At 38.9% G+C, this 19682-nt stretch carries 18 protein-coding genes; 2 read left to right on the top strand and 16 right to left on the bottom strand.

The genetic code is table 11. The features are described 5' to 3' along the window. Window positions 1–17: 17 nt before the first annotated feature. The 12 genes from IGI97_RS02410 to IGI97_RS02355 form a co-directional block, all read right to left on the bottom strand. Window positions 18–512, bottom strand: a complete 495-nt coding sequence (locus IGI97_RS02410) for a PTS system mannose/fructose/N-acetylgalactosamine-transporter subunit IIB (protein WP_002355078.1) — start codon at window positions 510–512, stop codon at window positions 18–20. A gap of 19 nt (window positions 513–531) precedes the next feature. Continuing rightward, window positions 532–933 carry a PTS sugar transporter subunit IIA gene (locus IGI97_RS02405; RefSeq protein WP_002365282.1) on the bottom strand — a complete coding sequence of 134 codons (402 nt, stop codon included), beginning with the start codon at window positions 931–933 and terminating at the stop codon, window positions 532–534. 71 nt (window positions 934–1004) lie between these two features. Further along, window positions 1005–3818 (bottom strand): sigma 54-interacting transcriptional regulator, encoded by a 2814-nt coding sequence (locus IGI97_RS02400; RefSeq protein WP_438737903.1) that lies wholly within the window; start codon window positions 3816–3818, stop codon window positions 1005–1007. Between the two features lie 120 nt (window positions 3819–3938). Then, window positions 3939–4466 (bottom strand): histidine phosphatase family protein, encoded by a 528-nt coding sequence (locus IGI97_RS02395; RefSeq protein ID WP_002359138.1) that lies wholly within the window; start codon window positions 4464–4466, stop codon window positions 3939–3941. A 65-nt stretch (window positions 4467–4531) separates the two neighbouring features. After that, window positions 4532–5980: an amidase gene (locus tag IGI97_RS02390; RefSeq protein ID WP_002378913.1), complete on the bottom strand. Its 1449-nt coding sequence runs from the start codon at window positions 5978–5980 to the stop codon at window positions 4532–4534. 96 nt (window positions 5981–6076) lie between these two features. Then, on the bottom strand, window positions 6077–6742 hold the full coding sequence (locus tag IGI97_RS02385; RefSeq protein WP_002378914.1) for a helix-turn-helix domain-containing protein: 666 nt from the start codon (window positions 6740–6742) through the stop codon (window positions 6077–6079). A 380-nt stretch (window positions 6743–7122) separates the two neighbouring features. Continuing rightward, window positions 7123–8331: an ABC transporter permease gene (locus IGI97_RS02380; RefSeq protein WP_002359134.1), complete on the bottom strand. Its 1209-nt coding sequence runs from the start codon at window positions 8329–8331 to the stop codon at window positions 7123–7125. Then, window positions 8328–9002 carry an ABC transporter ATP-binding protein gene (locus tag IGI97_RS02375; RefSeq protein WP_002365285.1) on the bottom strand — a complete coding sequence of 225 codons (675 nt, stop codon included), beginning with the start codon at window positions 9000–9002 and terminating at the stop codon, window positions 8328–8330. The genes IGI97_RS02380 and IGI97_RS02375 overlap by 4 nt, the downstream gene beginning before the upstream one ends. Continuing rightward, complete coding sequence (locus IGI97_RS02370; RefSeq protein ID WP_002359132.1) at window positions 8995–10161, bottom strand: efflux RND transporter periplasmic adaptor subunit; 1167 nt, start codon at window positions 10159–10161, stop codon at window positions 8995–8997. Before IGI97_RS02370 ends, IGI97_RS02375 begins: the two co-directional genes overlap by 8 nt. Before the next feature lie 171 nt (window positions 10162–10332). After that, the gene (locus IGI97_RS02365; protein WP_010712853.1) at window positions 10333–10632 is read right to left on the bottom strand and encodes a rhodanese-like domain-containing protein; all 300 of its coding nucleotides are present in this window, start codon (window positions 10630–10632) and stop codon (window positions 10333–10335) included. Then, a complete protein-coding gene (locus IGI97_RS02360; RefSeq protein ID WP_033592980.1) occupies window positions 10625–12274 on the bottom strand; it encodes an FAD-dependent oxidoreductase in 1650 nt (549 codons plus the stop codon). Before IGI97_RS02360 ends, IGI97_RS02365 begins: the two co-directional genes overlap by 8 nt. Continuing rightward, the gene (locus IGI97_RS02355; RefSeq protein ID WP_002370047.1) at window positions 12275–12589 is read right to left on the bottom strand and encodes a rhodanese-like domain-containing protein; all 315 of its coding nucleotides are present in this window, start codon (window positions 12587–12589) and stop codon (window positions 12275–12277) included. A gap of 168 nt (window positions 12590–12757) precedes the next feature. Here IGI97_RS02355 and IGI97_RS02350 point away from each other — a divergent pair, with 168 nt between their 5' ends. After that, entirely contained in the window at window positions 12758–13018 is a 261-nt protein-coding gene (locus tag IGI97_RS02350) for a metal-sensitive transcriptional regulator (RefSeq protein ID WP_002355063.1), read from the top strand. Window positions 13019–13063: 45 nt separating this feature from the next. Here the strand turns inward: IGI97_RS02350 and IGI97_RS02345 are convergent, their stop codons facing one another. Both IGI97_RS02345 and IGI97_RS02340 read right to left on the bottom strand, forming a co-directional pair. Further along, on the bottom strand, window positions 13064–14323 hold the full coding sequence (locus IGI97_RS02345) for an MFS transporter (protein WP_002378762.1): 1260 nt from the start codon (window positions 14321–14323) through the stop codon (window positions 13064–13066). A gap of 97 nt (window positions 14324–14420) precedes the next feature. Further along, window positions 14421–15629 (bottom strand): pyridoxal-phosphate-dependent aminotransferase family protein, encoded by a 1209-nt coding sequence (locus IGI97_RS02340; RefSeq protein WP_002355061.1) that lies wholly within the window; start codon window positions 15627–15629, stop codon window positions 14421–14423. Between the two features lie 171 nt (window positions 15630–15800). Here IGI97_RS02340 and IGI97_RS02335 point away from each other — a divergent pair, with 171 nt between their 5' ends. Then, window positions 15801–17426, top strand: a complete 1626-nt coding sequence (locus tag IGI97_RS02335) for a PucR family transcriptional regulator (protein WP_002378917.1) — start codon at window positions 15801–15803, stop codon at window positions 17424–17426. A 117-nt stretch (window positions 17427–17543) separates the two neighbouring features. On the opposite strand, the gene allE is transcribed toward IGI97_RS02335, so the two are convergent. Together allE and allC are read right to left on the bottom strand one after the other, a co-directional pair. Beyond that, window positions 17544–18329 (bottom strand): (S)-ureidoglycine aminohydrolase, encoded by a 786-nt coding sequence (gene allE / locus IGI97_RS02330; protein ID WP_438737900.1) that lies wholly within the window; start codon window positions 18327–18329, stop codon window positions 17544–17546. Window positions 18330–18350: 21 nt separating this feature from the next. Continuing rightward, entirely contained in the window at window positions 18351–19574 is a 1224-nt protein-coding gene (allC, locus tag IGI97_RS02325) for an allantoate deiminase (protein WP_002383320.1), read from the bottom strand. Window positions 19575–19682 lie beyond the last annotated feature (108 nt).

Below are 19682 nucleotides of genomic sequence, written 5' to 3'. Positions count from 1 at the left end.
CTCTCCTTTTTCTCTGATTATAGTGATTGATATTTTTCAATTAATTTTTGAATTGGTAGGGGATTTTCTTCGGGAATCGCTTGGAAGAAAACATGGATGCCCTTCGTTAAAAGTTCAGTCAAAATTGCAACATCTTCTTCAGATAAATTGATATTTTTTAAAACATTTTTCCGATTTGGTCCGCCACCTAAGCCACCAACTTGAATCTCCTCTTTAATAATTTCTTGGTCCACCATCGCTTTTAAGGTCGTTAAATCTGGCACTAAAAATAACACCTTTTTCTCTTCCTTTTCTTGCGATTCCCAATATTCTTTGGCACTTTCAATCCCTTTAATTACTACAGAAACCCCTGGAGGCGCCGCCATTAAATAAATACTTTGTAAAAATTCATCTTGCTCTAGTTCATCACTCACTACCAAAATTTCATTTGCACCTGATTGTTGTAACCATTTAGTCACTACTTGTCCATGGATTAAACGGCTATCGACTCTTGTTAATACGATTTTTGACATTCTGTTCACCTGTACTTTCTTATTTTGGAATTTCTAAAATTTGACAACTGTCTACTGCTGCTTGTTGAATCATTTCTGCATCTTGTAAACGAAATCCAGGACCACTTTGTTTCATGACGGATTCTAATAATAACGATGTACATAATCCGGACACAATCAGGAGGTCATAATCTTTTGATAAACGCAATGCAACATTACTAGGTGTGCCGCCTTTAACATCTGTTAAAATTAGCAACTGGTTGTGCCACGTTAATTGGTCAATTTTTTCTGTGACTCGTTCTAAATAATCCCCCAGTGAATCCTCTGCTTGTAATGCTACTTCATGTACATTTGTGACTTCTCCAACGATCATCTGGACGCTTTTGACTAATTCCAAGCCCCAACCATTGTGTGTTAAAAGTAAAATAGGTTCATTTTCCATAAACAAACTCCTTTGCTAATTAATCATTTTATTAAAAGCAATAAGTGTGCCAACTTTCATTTCCGTTTGAATTAAGCCTTTTCAAAGAGCAATTCATAAATATAGCGCACTTCCAAAGGTGGAATCAACAAATTATAGGACACTTCAAGCGGTCGAAACGCCATTTTTATGACAGATACAGCTTCTGGCAACTCTCGATATGACACTTCATAAGCTGTCGGGTCATATTCTGGATTCAACAATTGCCGTTCTAACATACAAGCACAATGAATGATAAAACGAAGTAAAACCTTTTCGTCACTTTTTATTTTAGTTTGCAAGCAAATGTCTGAATAAATCTTAGCTAATTCGATTGAAATGGTTGTAGGATTCAAAACCGTTAGTAAGTCTGTAATAGCTTCGATTGATAATCCTTGAATATATTTAGCTGAAACTTTTTTTAGTAACTCTTGGTTTTGTTTTTCTTCTAAATGATGGCCTAATAATTCGAAAACTAGCTGAATGCCCCGCTTCGATAGTAAATCTTGTAAAGAAATAAACGGAATATCTGGCACTTCTGTCTTTACGGTGCCAATGATACCAACGATTTTCTCTTCTTTCCGAACAAAAGAATGCAAACGATCAATGTCTTCCACTTCTCTTTTCTCTAAAGTAATGATGCGTACATTCGTTAGTAATTCATTAGGAAAAGTTTTTAGTAACAACTGTTCAATTTTAATAGCAGTCCCCATGCCAGTTAGACAGGAAATAATGAGAACTTTTGCCTCGTTGAAGCGACCTTTACTGCAAATCAAGGCGCGATGATTTTTTTCTTTTAAGACTGGTAATAGATACTCAAACGCCGTCGATTCATAAATGACTTCTCGCGCCACTTCTAGCAATGTTAAGAGATTGATATTGCTAATTAGCAGCACTTCCATTTGAAACGTTTGACTGATAGCATTACCAAAGTAAACCAGGGAACCGATGTCCACCATCAAAATAATTTTTTTATACTGATTTTGCTTTACAATTGTACGGACTTTTTCTAATGTTTCTTCCACTGATTGATTAATCGGCATATCAACTGCACGCATGACCGTTGTTGAGAACAGAAGGTTGGTGTACTCAACCATGCTGCTAGCCGTCGCGGCACCATGTGCAACGACGATAACGCCACAGTTTTCTTCAACTGAGTGCGCTCTTTTTTTAGCTGTGACTTTGCGAATAAATAGATCAAAAAAGAGGATTTCCGTATCAGCAAAAGAAATCCCAAACAACGTTTGTAGAAAGTCCACCATGGCCTTAGCAGCTTGATACTGGGTTACTTTGCCAGAATAGATATTTTTGGTATCTGAATAAAATGTTTCATTCATTTGTGCAGAATAAAAAACAGCAGAATAAAGGTGGACAATTAAAATATTCTGGAAATCCTCTGTCAATTTTTCTTGGATTAATTGTTCAAAAAAGACAATGGCTTCTTGAATTTTTGGCTGCAATGTTTCGTCAATGGCCTCTATGGCTAGCGGTTCTTGAGCAAAAATATCCATATCATAAAGTTGCTCTACTTTGTTTTGCATGATTGCTAGCGCATCCTCTGTCGAAAGAGTTAATTTTTTCAAATCCGCATATTCTTTCAATAGAAAATTATAAAAACGATCATTTTTCAGACTTTCTGATTTAAGTAACTCTTGACTGCTTAAATAAAAATGGTTGTATTGAATCGTGAGGCCATCGTTAGGTATCCACTCATTAAAAGCCAGCAGACTTTCTACATCAGGTTGCTCTTTGACTGTCCCCTCGTTTGCTTCAATGCAAATAGTTTCCGTTAATTGGTCGAACACTTCTAAATAGGCTTGTGCGCTCATAAATTGAATCGCCGCTTTCAATTCACCAACGTTGGCTTCAAAATGAGTAAACGTTAATTGTTTCAACGCCTCATAACGAATGTGGATATTCTTTTGAATCCGTTGACTTTCTTCTAAGAAAAAGGACAAAATCAATTGAATTTTTTCTTTCAAAGAGCGCTCGGCTAAAGCTGGAATGGCTAATGTCACAGGGATCCTTCTTAAAAACGTTTTCAAAAAATGTTGATTGACTGCTTCGGTTGTTGCAAAAATAAATTTTATCGATACATTTCTTTGTTTTTCGGCTTCGCCCATCCGTGTAAAATACCCTTTATCCAAAACTGTAAACAATTTTTCTTGGCCTTCGCTCGTTAATCGATGGACTTCATCTAAAAATAAAAAACCGCCATCTGCCAACTCCACTAAACCTTTTTGGTCATTGACGGCGCCAGTGAAACTGCCTTTTTTATAGCCAAACAGATGAGAAGTTAATAATTCTGGATTGTTGAAATATTCTGCACAATTAAAATAAATAAACGGAACTTCTTGGTTCATTTTAACTTGATAAAATTGGTGTAATTGTTCTGCAATTAAGGTTTTCCCCACCCCAGATTCTCCAGTAAGTAAAATATTCAAGCCATTAGGCGGATATAAAATAGCGGCTTTCAACTTCTTGATGGCGTCTGCTAAGCTCCCATCAAAACCAATTACGTTCGCAAATGGATTCATTTTCAGTAGCTGCTTTTTCTTATGTATCTGTTCTGTCTGTTGATAGATGTCCTCTTGCAGCGAAGCGAGGGAATCGTAGCACGTGCTACTTTTAAAAAAAGGAAACTGTTCCTCTAAGTAGTCTTTATCAAAAAACAACACCGGTCTTGATTTAACTTTAACGACTTGGTCTTTTCTCACTAATTCTGAAAGCTCTTCACTAACAGCAGTTCGGGTATAGCCAGAGGCCTGACTTAATTGCGAAGCCGTTGCGGGCAACAAGGTTTCTTTGCTACTTGGATTTTGTACGTGAAACTGTTTTAACGCTTGATGAATATTATCAATTCTCATAGTCTTTTCCCCATTTCTTTTTTGATCCAAAAGTTAATTTATTATACATTAAAACGGAAGCGGTTTCTTATTTACCATAAAAAAATCAAGTCTTTAACCAAAAGATTAAAGACTTGATTTTTATTCTCCGTATTGTACAAGTTGTGTATTTTCACAATGAAAGTCCAAGAAATCTTGGATTTTTTTACCATTGAAGTAGTTATCAATGACTCGCATAACCGCATTGTGGCAAACAAATAAGTAAGTTTCCTCTGAAGCCAAGGCTTCCTCAATCAAGGGATAAATTCGACCCGCGACATCTAGGACTGATTCCCCTTCTGGAAACGGCAAGGAAATCTCAGAACGATTTTCTTGGAAAGCCGTTGTTTCAATCGGTTCACCATCATAAATGCCAAAATTCATCTCAATTAAACGAGGTTCTGTTTCAATCGTCAATTGATTTCGTTCCGCAATTTTACGTGCTGTTTCTTGCGCCCGTTTTAAAGGGGACGCCAGTAAACGGTCGATTTGAATTCCTTGTTTGGCAATTTTTTCAGCTACCAATTCCGCTTGTTGATAGCCTTTTTCGGTCAATTGCGCTTCCGCATGACCACAAATTCTACGGGCCACATTATAATCTGTTTCACCATGTCTCACTACGTACAGCATTTTTCCACCTCAGTTTTTTGTCTTGTGTCTATTTTATCTGAAATTTGGTCACAATAACACCCTATTTAGCGGTAACTTTCTGGTAATTTAAATTTGCCTTCTTGCTCAAACTGTTCGCCTACTTGGAATAAGAGATCTTCACGTCCACGAGCAGCCAGCAATTGAATACCTAAGGGTAACCCCGTTGCCGTAACATGTGTGGGCAAGCTGATGGCTGGTTGTCCTGTCAAGTTCGCTAGTTGAGTATACGGTGTTAGCTGTAAACTTTTATCAAAATAATCATAGATTAATTCAGCTAGCTCTGCTTCTGTTAATTCTGCTGCTTGCTCCATTCGTTGACGAATGTGCTCACTTTGCAAATCTTCGTTAATTTTTGGTGCTGAAAAAGCCGTTGTTGGTGATAAAAACAGATCAAATTTTTGAAAAAGTTCTTCCATCGTTACTGCTGCTTGATCCCACAACTGCAATGAATGAACATAGGTGGCTGCTGGAATCTTTTGGCCAAATTGATGCATGGTCCATGAAAAAGGCTCGATTTCTTCTTTACGAATTGGGCGCCCGAGCCCCTGTTGAATGCTGTTCATCATCGCTGTAGTTTCTGCGCCGTTCATTTGATAATAGGAGCGAATCAGCGCTGCACCATCGACTGGATAAGGAATTTCAATGATTTCATGGCCAGCGGCTGCCAGAAAATCAGCCGCTTGTTTCGCCGCTAGTGTTGCTTCTGGCGAAATCAGTGAGCCGATAGGCGAAGCGGTACACAGAGCAATTTTTAGCCGTTGTTTTTTAGGGTGTGTTTGCCATTCTGCCAAGGGCGCTTGGTAGGGGGCGCCACTGTGGCTACCACGTAGGCCATAGAATAACGCTTTGGTGTCTCTCATAGAAATAGTCAACGCAAAGTCAATCGAGGCACCTTGCCAGCCTCGCCAGCCTTCAGGGCCGACAGGCATGGAGCCACGGCTAGGTTTTAAGCCAATTAAGCCACTAAAAGAGGCGGGAATTCGGATGGAGCCACCGCCATCGCTAGCGCCGGCTATAGGAACAATCCCGCTAGCGACAACTGCGGCAGCGCCGCCACTGGAACCGCCTGGCGAATGTTCCAGGTTCCAAGGATTGCGGGCTGGCCCGTAAAGCGCAGGGTCCGTAATATTTTTAAAGCCAAACTCTGGGGCGTTGGTTTGTCCTAAGGGCATCAAACCAATCGTTTCAGCTTTTTTGACAAAGTTAGAGGTCGTTGTTGCAGTACTATTTTTAAAAAGTTGCGAGCCGGCCGTTGCTGACCACCCCGCTTTTTCTTGGCCTAACATTTTCAAAGGAAATGGCAAACCAGCAAATAGTGTGTCCTGCTGTTTATTTTTTTGATAAGTTGCTTCTGCTTCTTGGCTGTCAAAGGTTACAAAGCCATTGATCTTTGGATTTAACTTTTGGACTTTTTTCTCAATATCCTTTAAGAGTTCTGTGTGACTTACTTTCTGTTCTTTTAATTGTTGTACCCAATATAGTCCGTCTTTCATACAGACCCACCTCCTATACTATTCCTTATTAGTATAGCATGGTTTTTAAAGGGCATCCTGTGATGGTGATTTTCATTCGTCAAGTGCTTCTCTATTTTAAGTAAATAATTCGCCAATATAAGGAAGCAACTGCGGATGCAGTTTGTAGCCTTTATAACGTGTATTTTGGATACCTTGTTTTTTAAAGCCCCCTACTTGAATTTTTTTATTTAATATTGTCAGCTGTTTGGTCATTTTTTTTCGATTATTGGCTGTTTCTTCTGTGTCATATATTAATTTACAAAGGCGCTCCATTGGTAAGTGTTCTTTTGGCGTACTATACAAGACAGCCAGTAGTGCACGTTCTGCGGCTGTTAGCTTTATTCCCTCTACATCTAACTTTTCATCTTCTCGTTGGATGGGTTTATTTAATTCTGCCAAAAGGAGATTTTCTCTTAACGTATCCAAAGTCGCATCCAATCGTAACCAATTGAGAATGCCATATTGATAGCTAATGCTCAATTCTTCCGAGGTAGGAATATCTTCCGAGCGAAGAAACAACGGCGTTTTAACTCTGGCTAATTCCTTTAGATATAAATATTGTTCTTTGCGAGGAATCGTTTCGCTGAGAATGATGGCATCAAATTTTCGATAAAACAAATGACTTTCCTTAATTTCACCAATCAAACACGTCGTACAAAAAACTTGGTGATCTAAATGCTGTAAGCGGTTTTGAAAAGCAGTTTCTGATAAAATATTTTTTGTGATGACCATTATTTTCATTCTTGATTCCTCCTTAATTCTTTTTTAGTTCAAAATTTTCTCAATTTTCGTGTTTTGTTTTGATATATTTAGTATACTGGAATTTTTTCGAATTAAAATTTAGAAATTTACAAGCAAATCAGTCATTAACAATCATTCCCGTAATCCCAGATTTATAAAGGATTTCCAATAGTCTTATTTAAAAAATGTTTGTTATTTAATCCTCAACATGCTATTTTTTTAATTTTTTCTTTTTTTATTTAGCTAACAAACGTCAAAAGGTTGGTAGCTAATATCAACCTTTTGACGTTTGTTAGCTACTTTCTCTTGAAATCTTTGGATTTTTTTCTACTTTCACTAAAAAAAACAGCCAAAAATGGCTGTTTCTTTGCTATTTATATTTATTTCATAATATCGATTAAGTCTTTTTTTGAAGCTGCCGAGGCAGGGAAATAGCTAAATACAACCCCGATAAAGACAGAAATCCCGATGGCTAATGAAACCGTCATTAAATCTGGACGAACAGAAAACGGTAGTGCCATTGATGCTAAGTAGGCAATAATCATTCCTAAAAGATAACCAGTAATTCCGCCGATTAAGGTCAAGGCAATCCCTTCTGTTAAGAATTGCTTTTTAATATCACTGGCTGTCCCGCCCAATGCACGTCGGATACCAATTTCCTTAATCCGTTCTGAGACCGAAATGTACATCATATTCATAACGCCGACCCCAGCAATTACCAGTGAAATGGCCGCAATTGCGGAAATAAACAAGGTTAAATTATTTAATAAAGAGCCCATTTCTTTGATGGTATCTTTAACATTATATTCTTGATACGTCCCACTGTTTTTCATGGTTCCTTGTTGAGAGAGAGTTTTTATTGTTTCTTTCAATACTTGATCTGGTTGATAGCCAGGTGCTACTGTTAGTTTCAACGTAGATGTATCTTTTAGCTTGCCGAAATAATGTTCATATGTCTTTTTGGGAAAATAAAGCAATGAGTCATCATTACCTGGACCAATGGCACCGCTGGTATTGGTTGTCACGCCAACAATGGTAAAAAGTTGCTCTTTATATGGAAAAGTTCGATTAACTGCTGCAGTTGGGTCTTGGTAGAGTTCTTTGGCAACCAGTTCATCCACCACCACTGTTTTATCCAGTTTTGCATTGTCTCCATCATTCAGTTGGCGTCCCGCCAACAATTCTTTGGTGGTTTTGTCGGCAAGTTCATAGGTTACAGAAAGATTTTTCGGTCCTGCTTGAAAATTCAGTGTACCTTTTTGGGCGCCATCAACTTCTCTTTGATCAAAATCAATTTTTTCTACGCCAGGAACCATGCGCACGACCCCTAAATCATTGTCGGTAAACATCGCTTGGTCACTAAACATATCCGAAGTGTTGTAGGCCGAAAAAGAAATCTTTTTCACATTTTCTTTTTGTTTTTCAGCGGATAATTTATCGACCATGTCTTCTTTAAAGCCGTTACCGATAGCCACGATGGTAATCACCGAAGCGATCCCGATGACAATCCCTAGCATCGTTAACAAGCTGCGTCGCTTATTTTTCAAAATGGAACGGAAGGCGGTTTTCCAAATAATTGAACGTTTCATGTCAGCACCTCCTCTAAAATCTTTCCATCACGAACTTTAATCAAACGATTGCAGTATTCAATTGTTTCTTCATCATGTGTCACTAAAATAATGGTGACACCTTCATTGTTTAATTGCTGAAAGAGCGTTAAAATTTCTTCCGATGTTTTACTATCTAAAGCCCCAGTTGGTTCATCTGCAATAATAAAACTTGGCCGATTGACAATCGCACGCGCAATGGCCACACGTTGTTGTTGTCCGCCCGAAAGTTGTTTTGGATGCTTCTTGCCTTTATCTGGCAAGCCGACTTTTGTCAGAACTTCGTGGACACGATCTTTGGCTTCTTTTGGGGTTAACCCACTATATAAAAGAGGTAATTCAATGTTTTCTTCAACTGTTAGTGTTTCAATTAAACTAAAATTCTGAAAGACAAAGCCGACTGCTTCATTTCTAATTCGGGATAGTTCCTTATCAGAAAAGTCGCCAATTTCACGGTCTTCAAATAAATACGTTCCTTCAAACTTTTTATCAATAAAGCCTAGCAAATTAATCAAAGTCGATTTCCCAGAACCAGAAGGACCCATAATCGCTAAAAATTCTCCAGCGTCTACTTGGAGGTTAATATCATCTAACACATGCAGTGTTTCTTCTTCGGAATAATAATATTTATGAATATGGGCTAGCTTAATCATTGGCAGCTACCTGAACATCTTGATTATCTTTTAATTCTTTATTGGGATTGGCAATCACTTGGTCTTTCCAATTCAAGCCACTTTTGACAACTTTACGACCTAAATTTGTTTCTGTTTCAATCGGTGTTTTTTTCGCTTTGCCCGCTTTGTAAACATAGACAAATTCTTTTTGGCCTTCTTTTTGGATTGCTGCTGTCGGTATAATCATTTGCTTTTGTGGCACAGCGATACTAGTAGACAAGCCTTCTGCCCAAGGAAAATCACCTTCTACTGTAAATTGATAACTCACTACTGGATTGCCTTCATTTTTAGCTATTGGGGTTTGCGCAATGGAAACAATTTTGCCTGGCGCTGATTTGCCTGAACCAACGGTCGTCACTGTTACTTCTTCCCCTGTCTGTAATTTATCGTAATCATATTCGGTTACTTTTCCTTGAATATTTTTCTTTTGTGTTGCAATTTTAATGACTGGTTTGTCGGTACTACTCATGGCACTAGCATCGACAGTGACTTGGCCATCAATTGGTGCTGTAACGACTGTGTTGACTTTGCCACGTGTTTGTTCAAGCGTGTTTGCTGCTCCGACGGCATCACTGTTGGCTAATTGAAGGGCTTGGTTAGCTTGGGCGACTTCACTATTCGCAGCACTAACGGCTTCATTCAATTGCTGAATTTCCGCATTTAGTGTTTCTTTCTCTTCAGCCTCTTTTGCGGTGTTTAATTTTTGCTTGGCTGCAGCAACTTTGTTTAACGCTTCATTGTATTTTTGAGTGGCTAAGTTAACGTTCTCTTGTGCTTGTTGAACTTGAAGATTGTTCCGATTAACGGCATTCGCTTGTTCTGTTTCTGTGGCTTGGATGTCTGAGTTATTGTACGTTAACAATGGACTATCTTTCTTGACTTCTTTACCATTTTCAACATTTATTTCGGCAATTTTTCCTAAAGAAGGATCAAAGAAAATATCCCGAGTATCTAGAAAACTCACTTGACCATCTAATTTTAATGAGGCCATTTCTGTAATGGTATACGTTGTGTATTCAGGTTCAACTTCTTTTGAAGAAAAAACTGTTTTTGCTCCGATAAATCCGACGACGACCACTGCGGCACCAATACCGAACCACACTTTTTTATTTCGCTTCTTCTGGCCTGACTTTTTCATTTATTTGTTCCTCCTTGATTTCTGTTGACGAGTTTGTCATTTTATTTAGTATATAATGAATAAAAAAACTGGTCCCTTCATCTTCCTATCATTCCTCTTACAGTTTTGACACATCTTTATCTAACAAAAAAACGTTTATCCTGTGTAAAAGGATAAACGTTTTTTGTTATTTTATTGTTCTAATTGACCCAACCAGCCAGATGTACCACCTAGAACATTGGTTACTTGATACCCTTGTTGACTGAGAAACGCACACGCTTGTGCGGAGCGCGATCCCATTTGACAAATCAGATAATAGGGTTGTTTTTTATCTAATTGCTGATAATTTTCGGTTAAAGTACTTAAAGGTAAGTTGATGGCCTGAGGGACATGCCCCAGTTGGTATTCCATTTCTTCTCGTACATCAATAATCGGTAATTTTTTTCGTTTTGCTTCCTGATAAAATTCAGGCATGCCAATCGTGTTATACATTTTCTAGTTCCTCCGATTTTACCATTTGATATAGCGCAAAAGCACCATCTAAATTTTTGGCTGAGATGCCTGCTTGTTTTAGCATCCGTTCTGCAATATAACTACGCAAACCGCTGTGACAACTAACAATGTACTTCGTTGACTTGTCTAATTCCTCCAAACGTTCTCTTAACTCATTTAAAGGAATAGACACAGCATTTTTAAATTGACCATTGGCTCGTTCGGCGGGATTACGGACATCTAATAAAACAGCTCCATTAGCTAATTCGTTGGATAACTCATACCATTGAACGTTTTCACTCAATCCTTCTACAAGGTTCATCGCTGCATAGCCTAACATGTTCACAGGATCTTTCGCTGAACCAAACGGCGGCGCATAGGTAAACTCTAATTCAGGCAAATCAAAAATAGTTAACTGTCCTTTAATAGCGGTCGCAAGAATATCAATCCGCTTATCTACGCCCTTTGCCCCAATTCCTTGTGCGCCATAAATTTCCCCTGTCGTAGGATGGAAAACTAATTTTAACTGAAGATCTGTTGCGCCAGGATAATACCCCGCATGGTCTTTTCCACTGATATGCACAACAGCTGTTGTTAGTCCAGCAGCTTTAGCAGCCCGTTCGCTTAAACCAGTTGAAGCAGCGGTTAAATCAAAGACTCGCACAATGGCGGTCCCAATGCTTCCTTGATTTTTTCTCTCTAACCCAGCAATCACATCCGCTACTTGACGTCCTTGGCGATTGGCGGGAGAAGCTAAAGAAATCAGCGCATCTTCTTGAGTGATTTGTTGTTTCACTACAATAGCATCCCCAACCGCATAAATATCGGGTTGATTCGTTTGATAGTGTTCATCAACAACAATACCGCCACGTAAACCAGTTGCTACACCTGCTTCAACTGCTAAGGTATTTTCTGGTTGGACCCCCACCGACAAAATGGTTAAATCAGAAGCTAATGTTTGACCGTCTTCTAAGCGAATCACTTGCCCTTCTTCTTCAAAAGCAACCGCAGATTGTCCCGTAATTACTTGAACATTGTTTTTGCTTAATTCAGCTTTGACAAAAGCGGCCATTTCTTCGTCTAATGGCGGTAAAACATGAGGCGCTTTTTCCACGAGAGTGACTTCTAATCCGCGTTTTTGCAAGTTTTCTGCCATTTCCAAGCCAATGAAGCCTGCGCCAATCACGACGGCTCGTTTTGTTTCTGGTGTCAAGGCTGTCATAATTTGATCTAAATCAGGAACATTTCTTAATGAAAAAACATTTTTGGCTTCTGCCAATCCTGTAATTGGTGGCACAAAAGGTTTCGCCCCTGGTGATAAAATTAATTTGTCATAGTGTTCTGTTAAAATTTCTGTTTCATGTTTCACTGTGATCACTTTTTCTATTGGATCAATCGCCACGACTTCATGGTGAGGACGAACATCTAAATTAAACCGTGCCTTTAACGCTTCGGGTGTTTGAACAAGCAGTTGCTCTCTTTCTGCGATTTCGCCAGAAACGTAGTAAGGCAAACCACAGTTTGCAAATGAAACAAAAGGGCCTTTTTCCATGACAACAATTTCAGCATCTTCCATTAAGCGACGTAAACGTGTCGCTGCTGACATGCCACCAGCCACGCCTCCGATAATTACAATTTTCATTTATTTTCCTCCTTTAATTTGACCAAACCATTGGGACATCCCGCCACGAACGTTAATCACGTGATAGTTTTTTCTCGCTAAAATTTTGGCCGCATTTTTACTGCGCATGCCGGACTGGCAAATCACATAGACCTCGTTAGCGGATTTGTTGTAGGCGGGAATTTTGTTAAGTGGGACATTAATCGCTTGTGGAATATGCCCTGCGCGGTATTCGCTAGGTGTTCGGACATCTAATAACGTTATCTCTTTAGATAAACGTGACTGCAATTCCTTTGTTGAAATACTTGGCGTTTTTTTAAACAATTGAAATAACATTTTGTTCTCCTTCTCTTATATACCTTATGGGGTATATTTAACATGAAAAAGTTAGACTTGTCAACTGAAGAGATTTCTGCCATTTTTAGATTCAAAGAAAAGATAGTTGACAAAAATACCTCGTGTAGGTATATTTTAAACCAATCACTACTCTTAAGGAGGGGCAAAATGACTGAAGAAAAAAAGAAAGTGCTGAATCGTTTACGCCGCACAGAAGGTCAAATTCGCGGGATTCAAAAAATGATTGATGAAGAAAAAGAATGTATCGATGTTATCACTCAGTTGAGTGCGGTCCGTTCTAGTATTGATCGCGTAATGGGAATGATAGTTGCGGAGAATTTAAAGCATTGCTTTGAAAATCCTGAAAAAGATCCTAAAGAACAAGAAGAGCGATTAGCACAAGCGATTAATATGATTGTCAAAAAGTAAAACAACGCAAACTTATTCAATGAAAGATAAGTTTGCGTTGTTTTTTTATTTATTAGACGAATCTGCCCTGCGTTTTTTTAAATTGACAAGCATAAAAAGAATCGTGCCAATTAGTAAAATCACGACGGCAATATAAAAGCCCATGACTTTCGAACCCGTTGTGTCTGAAATTTTCCCAGTTAAAGCTGGGGCAATCACAGATGACATCATACCGAAAAAGTTAAACACGCCCAAAGTAGTGCCAATTCCAATTTTTGGTGCATTTTCACCTAGCCAAGAAATAATAATCGGTTCTACAGCTAATTTTCCTAAGAACCCATACATAATTAAAGCAATTAATAACAACGTTGCATTACTTACTTGTACAGTTAACAAGAGCATAGCTGTTGCTAAAAATTCTAAAACAACGATGAATTGAACTTTTTTATGCATGTACTTATCCGCCAACCGACTAAAAAATAACGCTCCTGGAATAGAGGCAAATGCGACCAGCGAAGAGGACAATCCAATTGCCGCTCCTTGGAAACCGCGTTCGGTACTTAAAAAATTAGGTAACCAAGTCACAATCATATAATATGCATAACAAGTGCCAAAATATAAAATATACGCAAATAGCATATGTGGCGCAAACAGTTTTTTAAAGGGCACTTTTTCTTTTACCGCTCCGTTATCTTTTTCATCAACAACGGTTGGCTGAATCAAGGCCATGTCTTCTTTATGATTGCGAATAATCACTTGAAAAGCCACTAACATACAAATAATCATAAAGGCGGAAATGTACATCATCACTTGCCAAGGTAATCCTTTTTGGGCAACTAAATAACTAGATAAAATCATCCCTAAACCTGAACCAACTGCTGAACCACTGTTGACAATAGCTGTTGCAAAACTTTTTTTGGCTTGAGGAATGTTTTGCGACGTCAACGAGTAAGCCGAGCCATAGAAAGAACCACATCCTAAACCTGCCAATAAGCTACCTAAGTAAATTGTTCCAATCGTTTGGGCTTGGGCAATCAGTAATGCTGCCAGCGCAAACAAGATAAAGCCTGGAATTAATACACGTTTTTTCCCAATTTTGTCTACCAAGAAGCCTGCAGGAATCTGCATGACTACGTAACCGAGAAAATAAAAGCTAGAAATGGACCCTAGAGCCGTATCGGAAGCGTTACCATTTAGAGACGCGCGAATTTGTGGATAAACGGGAGAAAGCGCGGAACGATAAATCCAGATTGTTACCCAGCCCATACATAGTAAAATAACGATTTTTTTCCAATAAGCCAACGAACTTTTTGTCTTGTCTGTCATTTTCTTTTCCTCCACCAATCATTTTTTTGGTTAACGTTTCACAAGGAACAAAAGCACTACGCTTTTTTACGTAGTGACCTTTGTCCTACCTTCTTTTTTAGTTTAAATACTCAGCCAATGCATGAGTACTACCGCTACCGCCTTCAAATTGATAGCCTTGGTGTTTCAATACAGTCTCAAAGGCACTTAAAAAATGCAACACATTGTCTTCGCGACTGCTGTAACCCATATTACCGACCCGCCAAATTTTTCCTTTTAAATCACCGAAGGAAGAGGCAATTTCAACTTTAAAATGATCCAGTAATAAGCTCCGCACCTTTTCACCATCAATTCCTTCTGGAATGACCACAGGAATGACTGTTGGTGTTTTTGTGTCTAACTTCCCGAAAATTTCTAAGCCCATTTTTTGTAGACTTTCAACTAAAATACGATCGTTTTTCCGATGGCGTGCGTAGACATTTTCCATGCCTTCTTGAAGTAACAAACGCAGCCCTTCATGTAGCCCATAAATCATTGTAGTCGCTTCTGTATGGTGATTTAAGCGCTCTGGTCCCCAATATTTTTCTAATTGCGATAAATCCAAGTAGTTACTTTGAATGAACCGTTCATTCCGCGCATCCGCGCCAAGCCCTAACTCTTTTTGGTAACGGCCCGCCAGATAATCGGCTACACGTTGGTTGTAGGTAATTAAAGAAAGGCCTGAAGGTACGCTGACACATTTTTGAGTGCCTGCTACCGCAATATCAATTTTCCAATCATCGACCTTTGTTTCGACACCGCCGTAAGTCGCCACCATATCTACTACGAAGAAAATTTCATTTTCCCGACAAAAGGCGCCAATTTGATCCAGCGGTTGCATTTGTGCATTCGCCGTTTCGCCGTGGACCATCGCAACAATTTTTGGTTGATGTTCTTTAATCGCTTCAATCACCGTTGTTTGTTCAAACGGTGCGAGCCAGTCCTTTTCTAAATAAATGACTTCGGCCCGGGCGCGTTCGCAAATTTCACCTAATAAATAAGCAAACCGGCCATACGCAGGCACAAGCACTTTGTCACCTGGCTCAATCAATGCAAATAACCCCGCTTCTAAGCCTGAACGTGACGTGCCATCAATGGCAAAGGCTTGTTGATTCTTTGTGGCAAAAGGTACTTTAATCATTTCCCGAACTTCGTCCATAATCTGTAGAAATTCTGGATCAAATTGCCCTAAAATTGGTTGACCCATTTGACGAAGTACCGATGGATGGGCTTCGACTGGTCCCGGCGTCATGATTGTTCGCCGTACAAAATTTGGTTGTTGATACATAGTAATCCCTCACTTCATTTTTAATTCTTCTCTTTTATTATCTTTGGAAAAACCCAGAAATTCATTGTTCAATTTGCACTATTTTGACTTTGTTTTTTAGACATATTCAATAACTATCTTTTGTACTCCTTTTTATTCTTCGCTATACTATAAAAAAAGGAGGTTGTTGTGATGAAAATATTAGCTGAGGTCTTGGCTTTACCAAGATTTTCTGACTTACAATTATTATCGTCTCACTCAAACTTAACACAGCCCTTGGAAAGTGTAGAAATCACGGAAACACCTGATGTGGCTGATTTTATCCCTAAAAATGTCATGATTTTAACAACGGCAATGATTTATAAAGATGATCAAGAAAAATTGAAACCTTTTATTGACTCGCTAAAACAAGCAGAATGTACGGCTTTAGGAATCAAAGTTGGGCGGTTCCTTGACGAAATTTCACCAGAAATTGTTGCCTATGCCAGTGCCGTTGATTTGCCCCTGATTAAAATTCCTAGCACACAGCCACTAGGCGGGTTGTTGCATGAAATTGTAGGCTATCTTCGTGATAGCAAAACCGAACAGATGTCTGTAGCATTTGACATCCAAAAGCGTTTTTCAACATTATTAATGCAAGATGTTGATGCTACGCGTTTCATCGCTGAATTTGCGAAAATTTTAAATGCGCCAATTATTTTATTAAGTCCTTGGCAACAGGTGATTGCCCACTCGAATTATTTTTATGGCAATCAAAAATCGGCGGAGTTTTTCATCGAACAATTATCAAAAGACCACTTTCAACAATTGGCACAAGAAAAGAAAATCTTTCGTTTACAGGATGAGCGACAAGAAAACATTCAAGTAGCTGGCTTTCCAATTCGTGTGAACGATTATTTTCCCTATTATTTATTGGTCTTATCTCCTGAACAGATTCCTTACCCTATTTCTGAATTTGCCATTGATCAGGCCATTTTAGTTTTGACTTTTATGTTATTTAAAAACCAGAAAATTGCTGAATCTTTTGAACATCTCAAAACAGACTTTTTGGACCGCTTGCTTGATACACATCAAGAAGCGCTGAGTAAACATCAAAATTGGTTGGAACTTTGGAAAAATTATCGTTTAATCAACAGTGATTATTATCAATTAGCGATTGTCTACGGCGTGACTAAACCAGAAAATGAAACCCATATTCGTTATCAGCAAGCGGAAGGGCAACTAATTTTCCAATGGCTCAAAGAACAATTGCCGGAAATCCTGCCAGATGTCGCCTTGTTTAAATTAAAAAATCAAAATAAAAGTATCTTGATTTTTCAATCTAAGAAAAATGACCATTTGATGATTTTGCAAAACCTCGCTGAACGTTTGCAACAGGCTTTGCCTATTACCATTCGCTTTGCTTTAGGCAATGCTTATGAAAACCTAGAAGAATTGCCTAATTCTTATATTGAAGCTTCCTCGACATTAGAGGCTTCTTTACACGCTCAAAAACCAGCGACTGTGCAATTGTTCCATCCCAAAGGCCTAGCTGGACTTTTTGAAAAGATTGGCACTGAAGATGTTGAATACTTTTGCCAGCAACAATTGAAAGAGTTGGCCTATCCGACGGAACCGACGTTACAAGAATTACGAAAAACCTTGAAAGTTTTTTTAGATTTCAATTGTGAAATTACTAAAACGGCCAACGCTCTTTACCTTCACAGAAACACCATTAAATATCGCATGAATCAATGTGAAAAATTATTAGGCACCTCTATTCAAGAGCCTGAGACGAGTTTACTCTTACGGGTAGCGCTAGAACTTTCAGAAAAATAATTAACAGGAAAATAGCCGAATAAAAGTAACGTCTACCAAGAAAAAGGACTCTACCGTTCACCACTGCGTGTTCAAATCCTATTGTTCCGAGGTCATTACTTTACATTCGGCTTTTCTTTATAATTCTGGTTCACGATTGGCATCTTTGGAATAAACGTACATTAGCGGTTCTTCACGGCCAACCGCATAGGCTGCTTGTGGCACATAGGCACTCATGAAAATATAGTCCCCTTTTTCCACTGGATACCATTCATTGTCCAAATTGTACATCCCTTGGCCACTAATTAAATACGCACCATGCTCTTGGACATGCGTTTCAATATAGGCATGACTAGCACCTGGTTCAAAAGATAAGATATGCATATTCATATCAAAGTCAAACTCTTTCGGCAATAAACTCCAAAGTAACACGTCTGTCATTCCTTCATATTCTTCTGGTTGTTGGTCATGAATTGACCCAACCACTTTATAAGGTTGATGGCCTGCCAACGGCTGATAGCGTTTTTTATATAAGAAAACTTCTGTATCCGCTTCCTGTGCATTTGCTAAATACATTTTCATTTCAGGCGTAAAGTAGGCGTAGCCCCCTGCTTCAAGTTCATGAGTTTCTTGACCATCTGAAACGCGCAAACGACCGTCAATGACATAAGCCAACGTTTGAATCCCGTCGCCACCAAAACCAGTTGTTTGTTGACCATTTTTATGAAACGTAGCAATGTAATCCACAAATGTCGCACCTAATTTAGGCGATCCCAAAATGGAAATATCGACATTTTCAAAACCAGGTACTGCATTTTGCACCAAACCATCATGGGGAATAATGGCGTAATTGTCTTTTTTTATCACAGCTCTTGATGTTAACAATTCTTTTTGGTAACCAACTCGATTATTTTTATAACCCATCACAATTCTTCCTTTTCTATCTTATTTATACGCTAATTCATATAAGGTATCTGCTAAAAGCTTGACGCCTTCAACCAAATCTGGAAATGCCGTTGCTTCTGCAGGATTATGACTAATCCCACCAATACTTGGCACAAATATCATCGCTGTCGGGTAATGAGGCGCAATAATTTGCGAATCATGCCCAGCACCACTATGCATCATACGATACTGATACTTGCCTTCTTTGGCTTTTTGTTCAATAACTTCTACAATTGCTTGATTCATCGGTACAGGGGCTTCATCCATCCAGCGATCAATCGCAATCGTCAAGCCTAATTCTTGAGCAATTGTCTTCATCCGTTCTTCTAATTCACCTGTAAAATGTCGTAAAAAAGCAGCGTCGGTATGACGGCAGTCAATTGTAAATTCCACTTCTCCAGGCACCACGTTGACTGTATTGGGTTTCGGAATGACTTTGCCGAATGTTAAAACTAACGGATCCCCAATTTCGTTCGCACGATCAATGGCTTCTGCACAAATTTTAGCAAAGCCGTACACCGCATCATGACGGTAACTCATTGGCGTAGTGCCTGCATGATTGGCTTGCCCTTTTAAGTTAACCGTATAGCGACGTTGCCCTACAATACTATGAACAACACCGACTTGGAGCTTTTCGTTCTCTAAAATATTGCCTTGTTCAATATGAATTTCGACAAATGCTTCAATGTCCTCACGTCTAGTTTGCTCCTGCCGAAAATCAAAGCCTTGGCGATGCATCTCATCAACAAACTTTTTGCCTTCGTTGTCAGAGATATCGACTACTTCTTCACGTTTGGCTTCACCAACGACATTTTTGCTTCCCCAGAAAACCGTTGGAAAACGACTCCCTTCTTCTTCAGCCATGGAAAGCACTTCTAAAGAACGCCGTGGTTTCCCATATTTGTCTAATAAATATTGAACAGCTGTCATGGAAGCAATGACACCATATTGACCATCTAAGGTCCCACCATTAACTACTGTGTCGATATGTGACCCAGTTAAAATCGTTTCCTGAGGAAATTCCGTTCCTGCCACTCGACAAAACAGATTCCCGACTTCGTCAAATTGCGTTTCCAGTCCAAACGCCTCAGTTTGACTTTGCACATACTTTTGTGCTGCCAACCACGAATCTGTATAAAGTAAGCGTGTCATCCCTCCTGCAGGATCACTCCCAATTGCTGACAACTCTTCGATTCTTTGTTTTAAAACTTTTTCCAAGTCCATCACAAAACCTCCTGACTGATTACACTCTGATTGTAAACGTTTCCCTAGCTATCTTCATTGTACTTATCAAACAAAATTAAGCCTTTTTTTGTGCAAAACAACCAATAA

It is taken from the genome of Enterococcus sp. DIV2419, assembly GCF_051711865.1.
In the GTDB taxonomy this organism is placed as follows: Bacteria; Bacillota; Bacilli; order Lactobacillales; family Enterococcaceae; genus Enterococcus; species Enterococcus faecalis.
The sequence above is the reverse complement of the archived record's forward strand: the minus strand, read 5'-3'. Positions and strand labels throughout refer to the sequence as shown.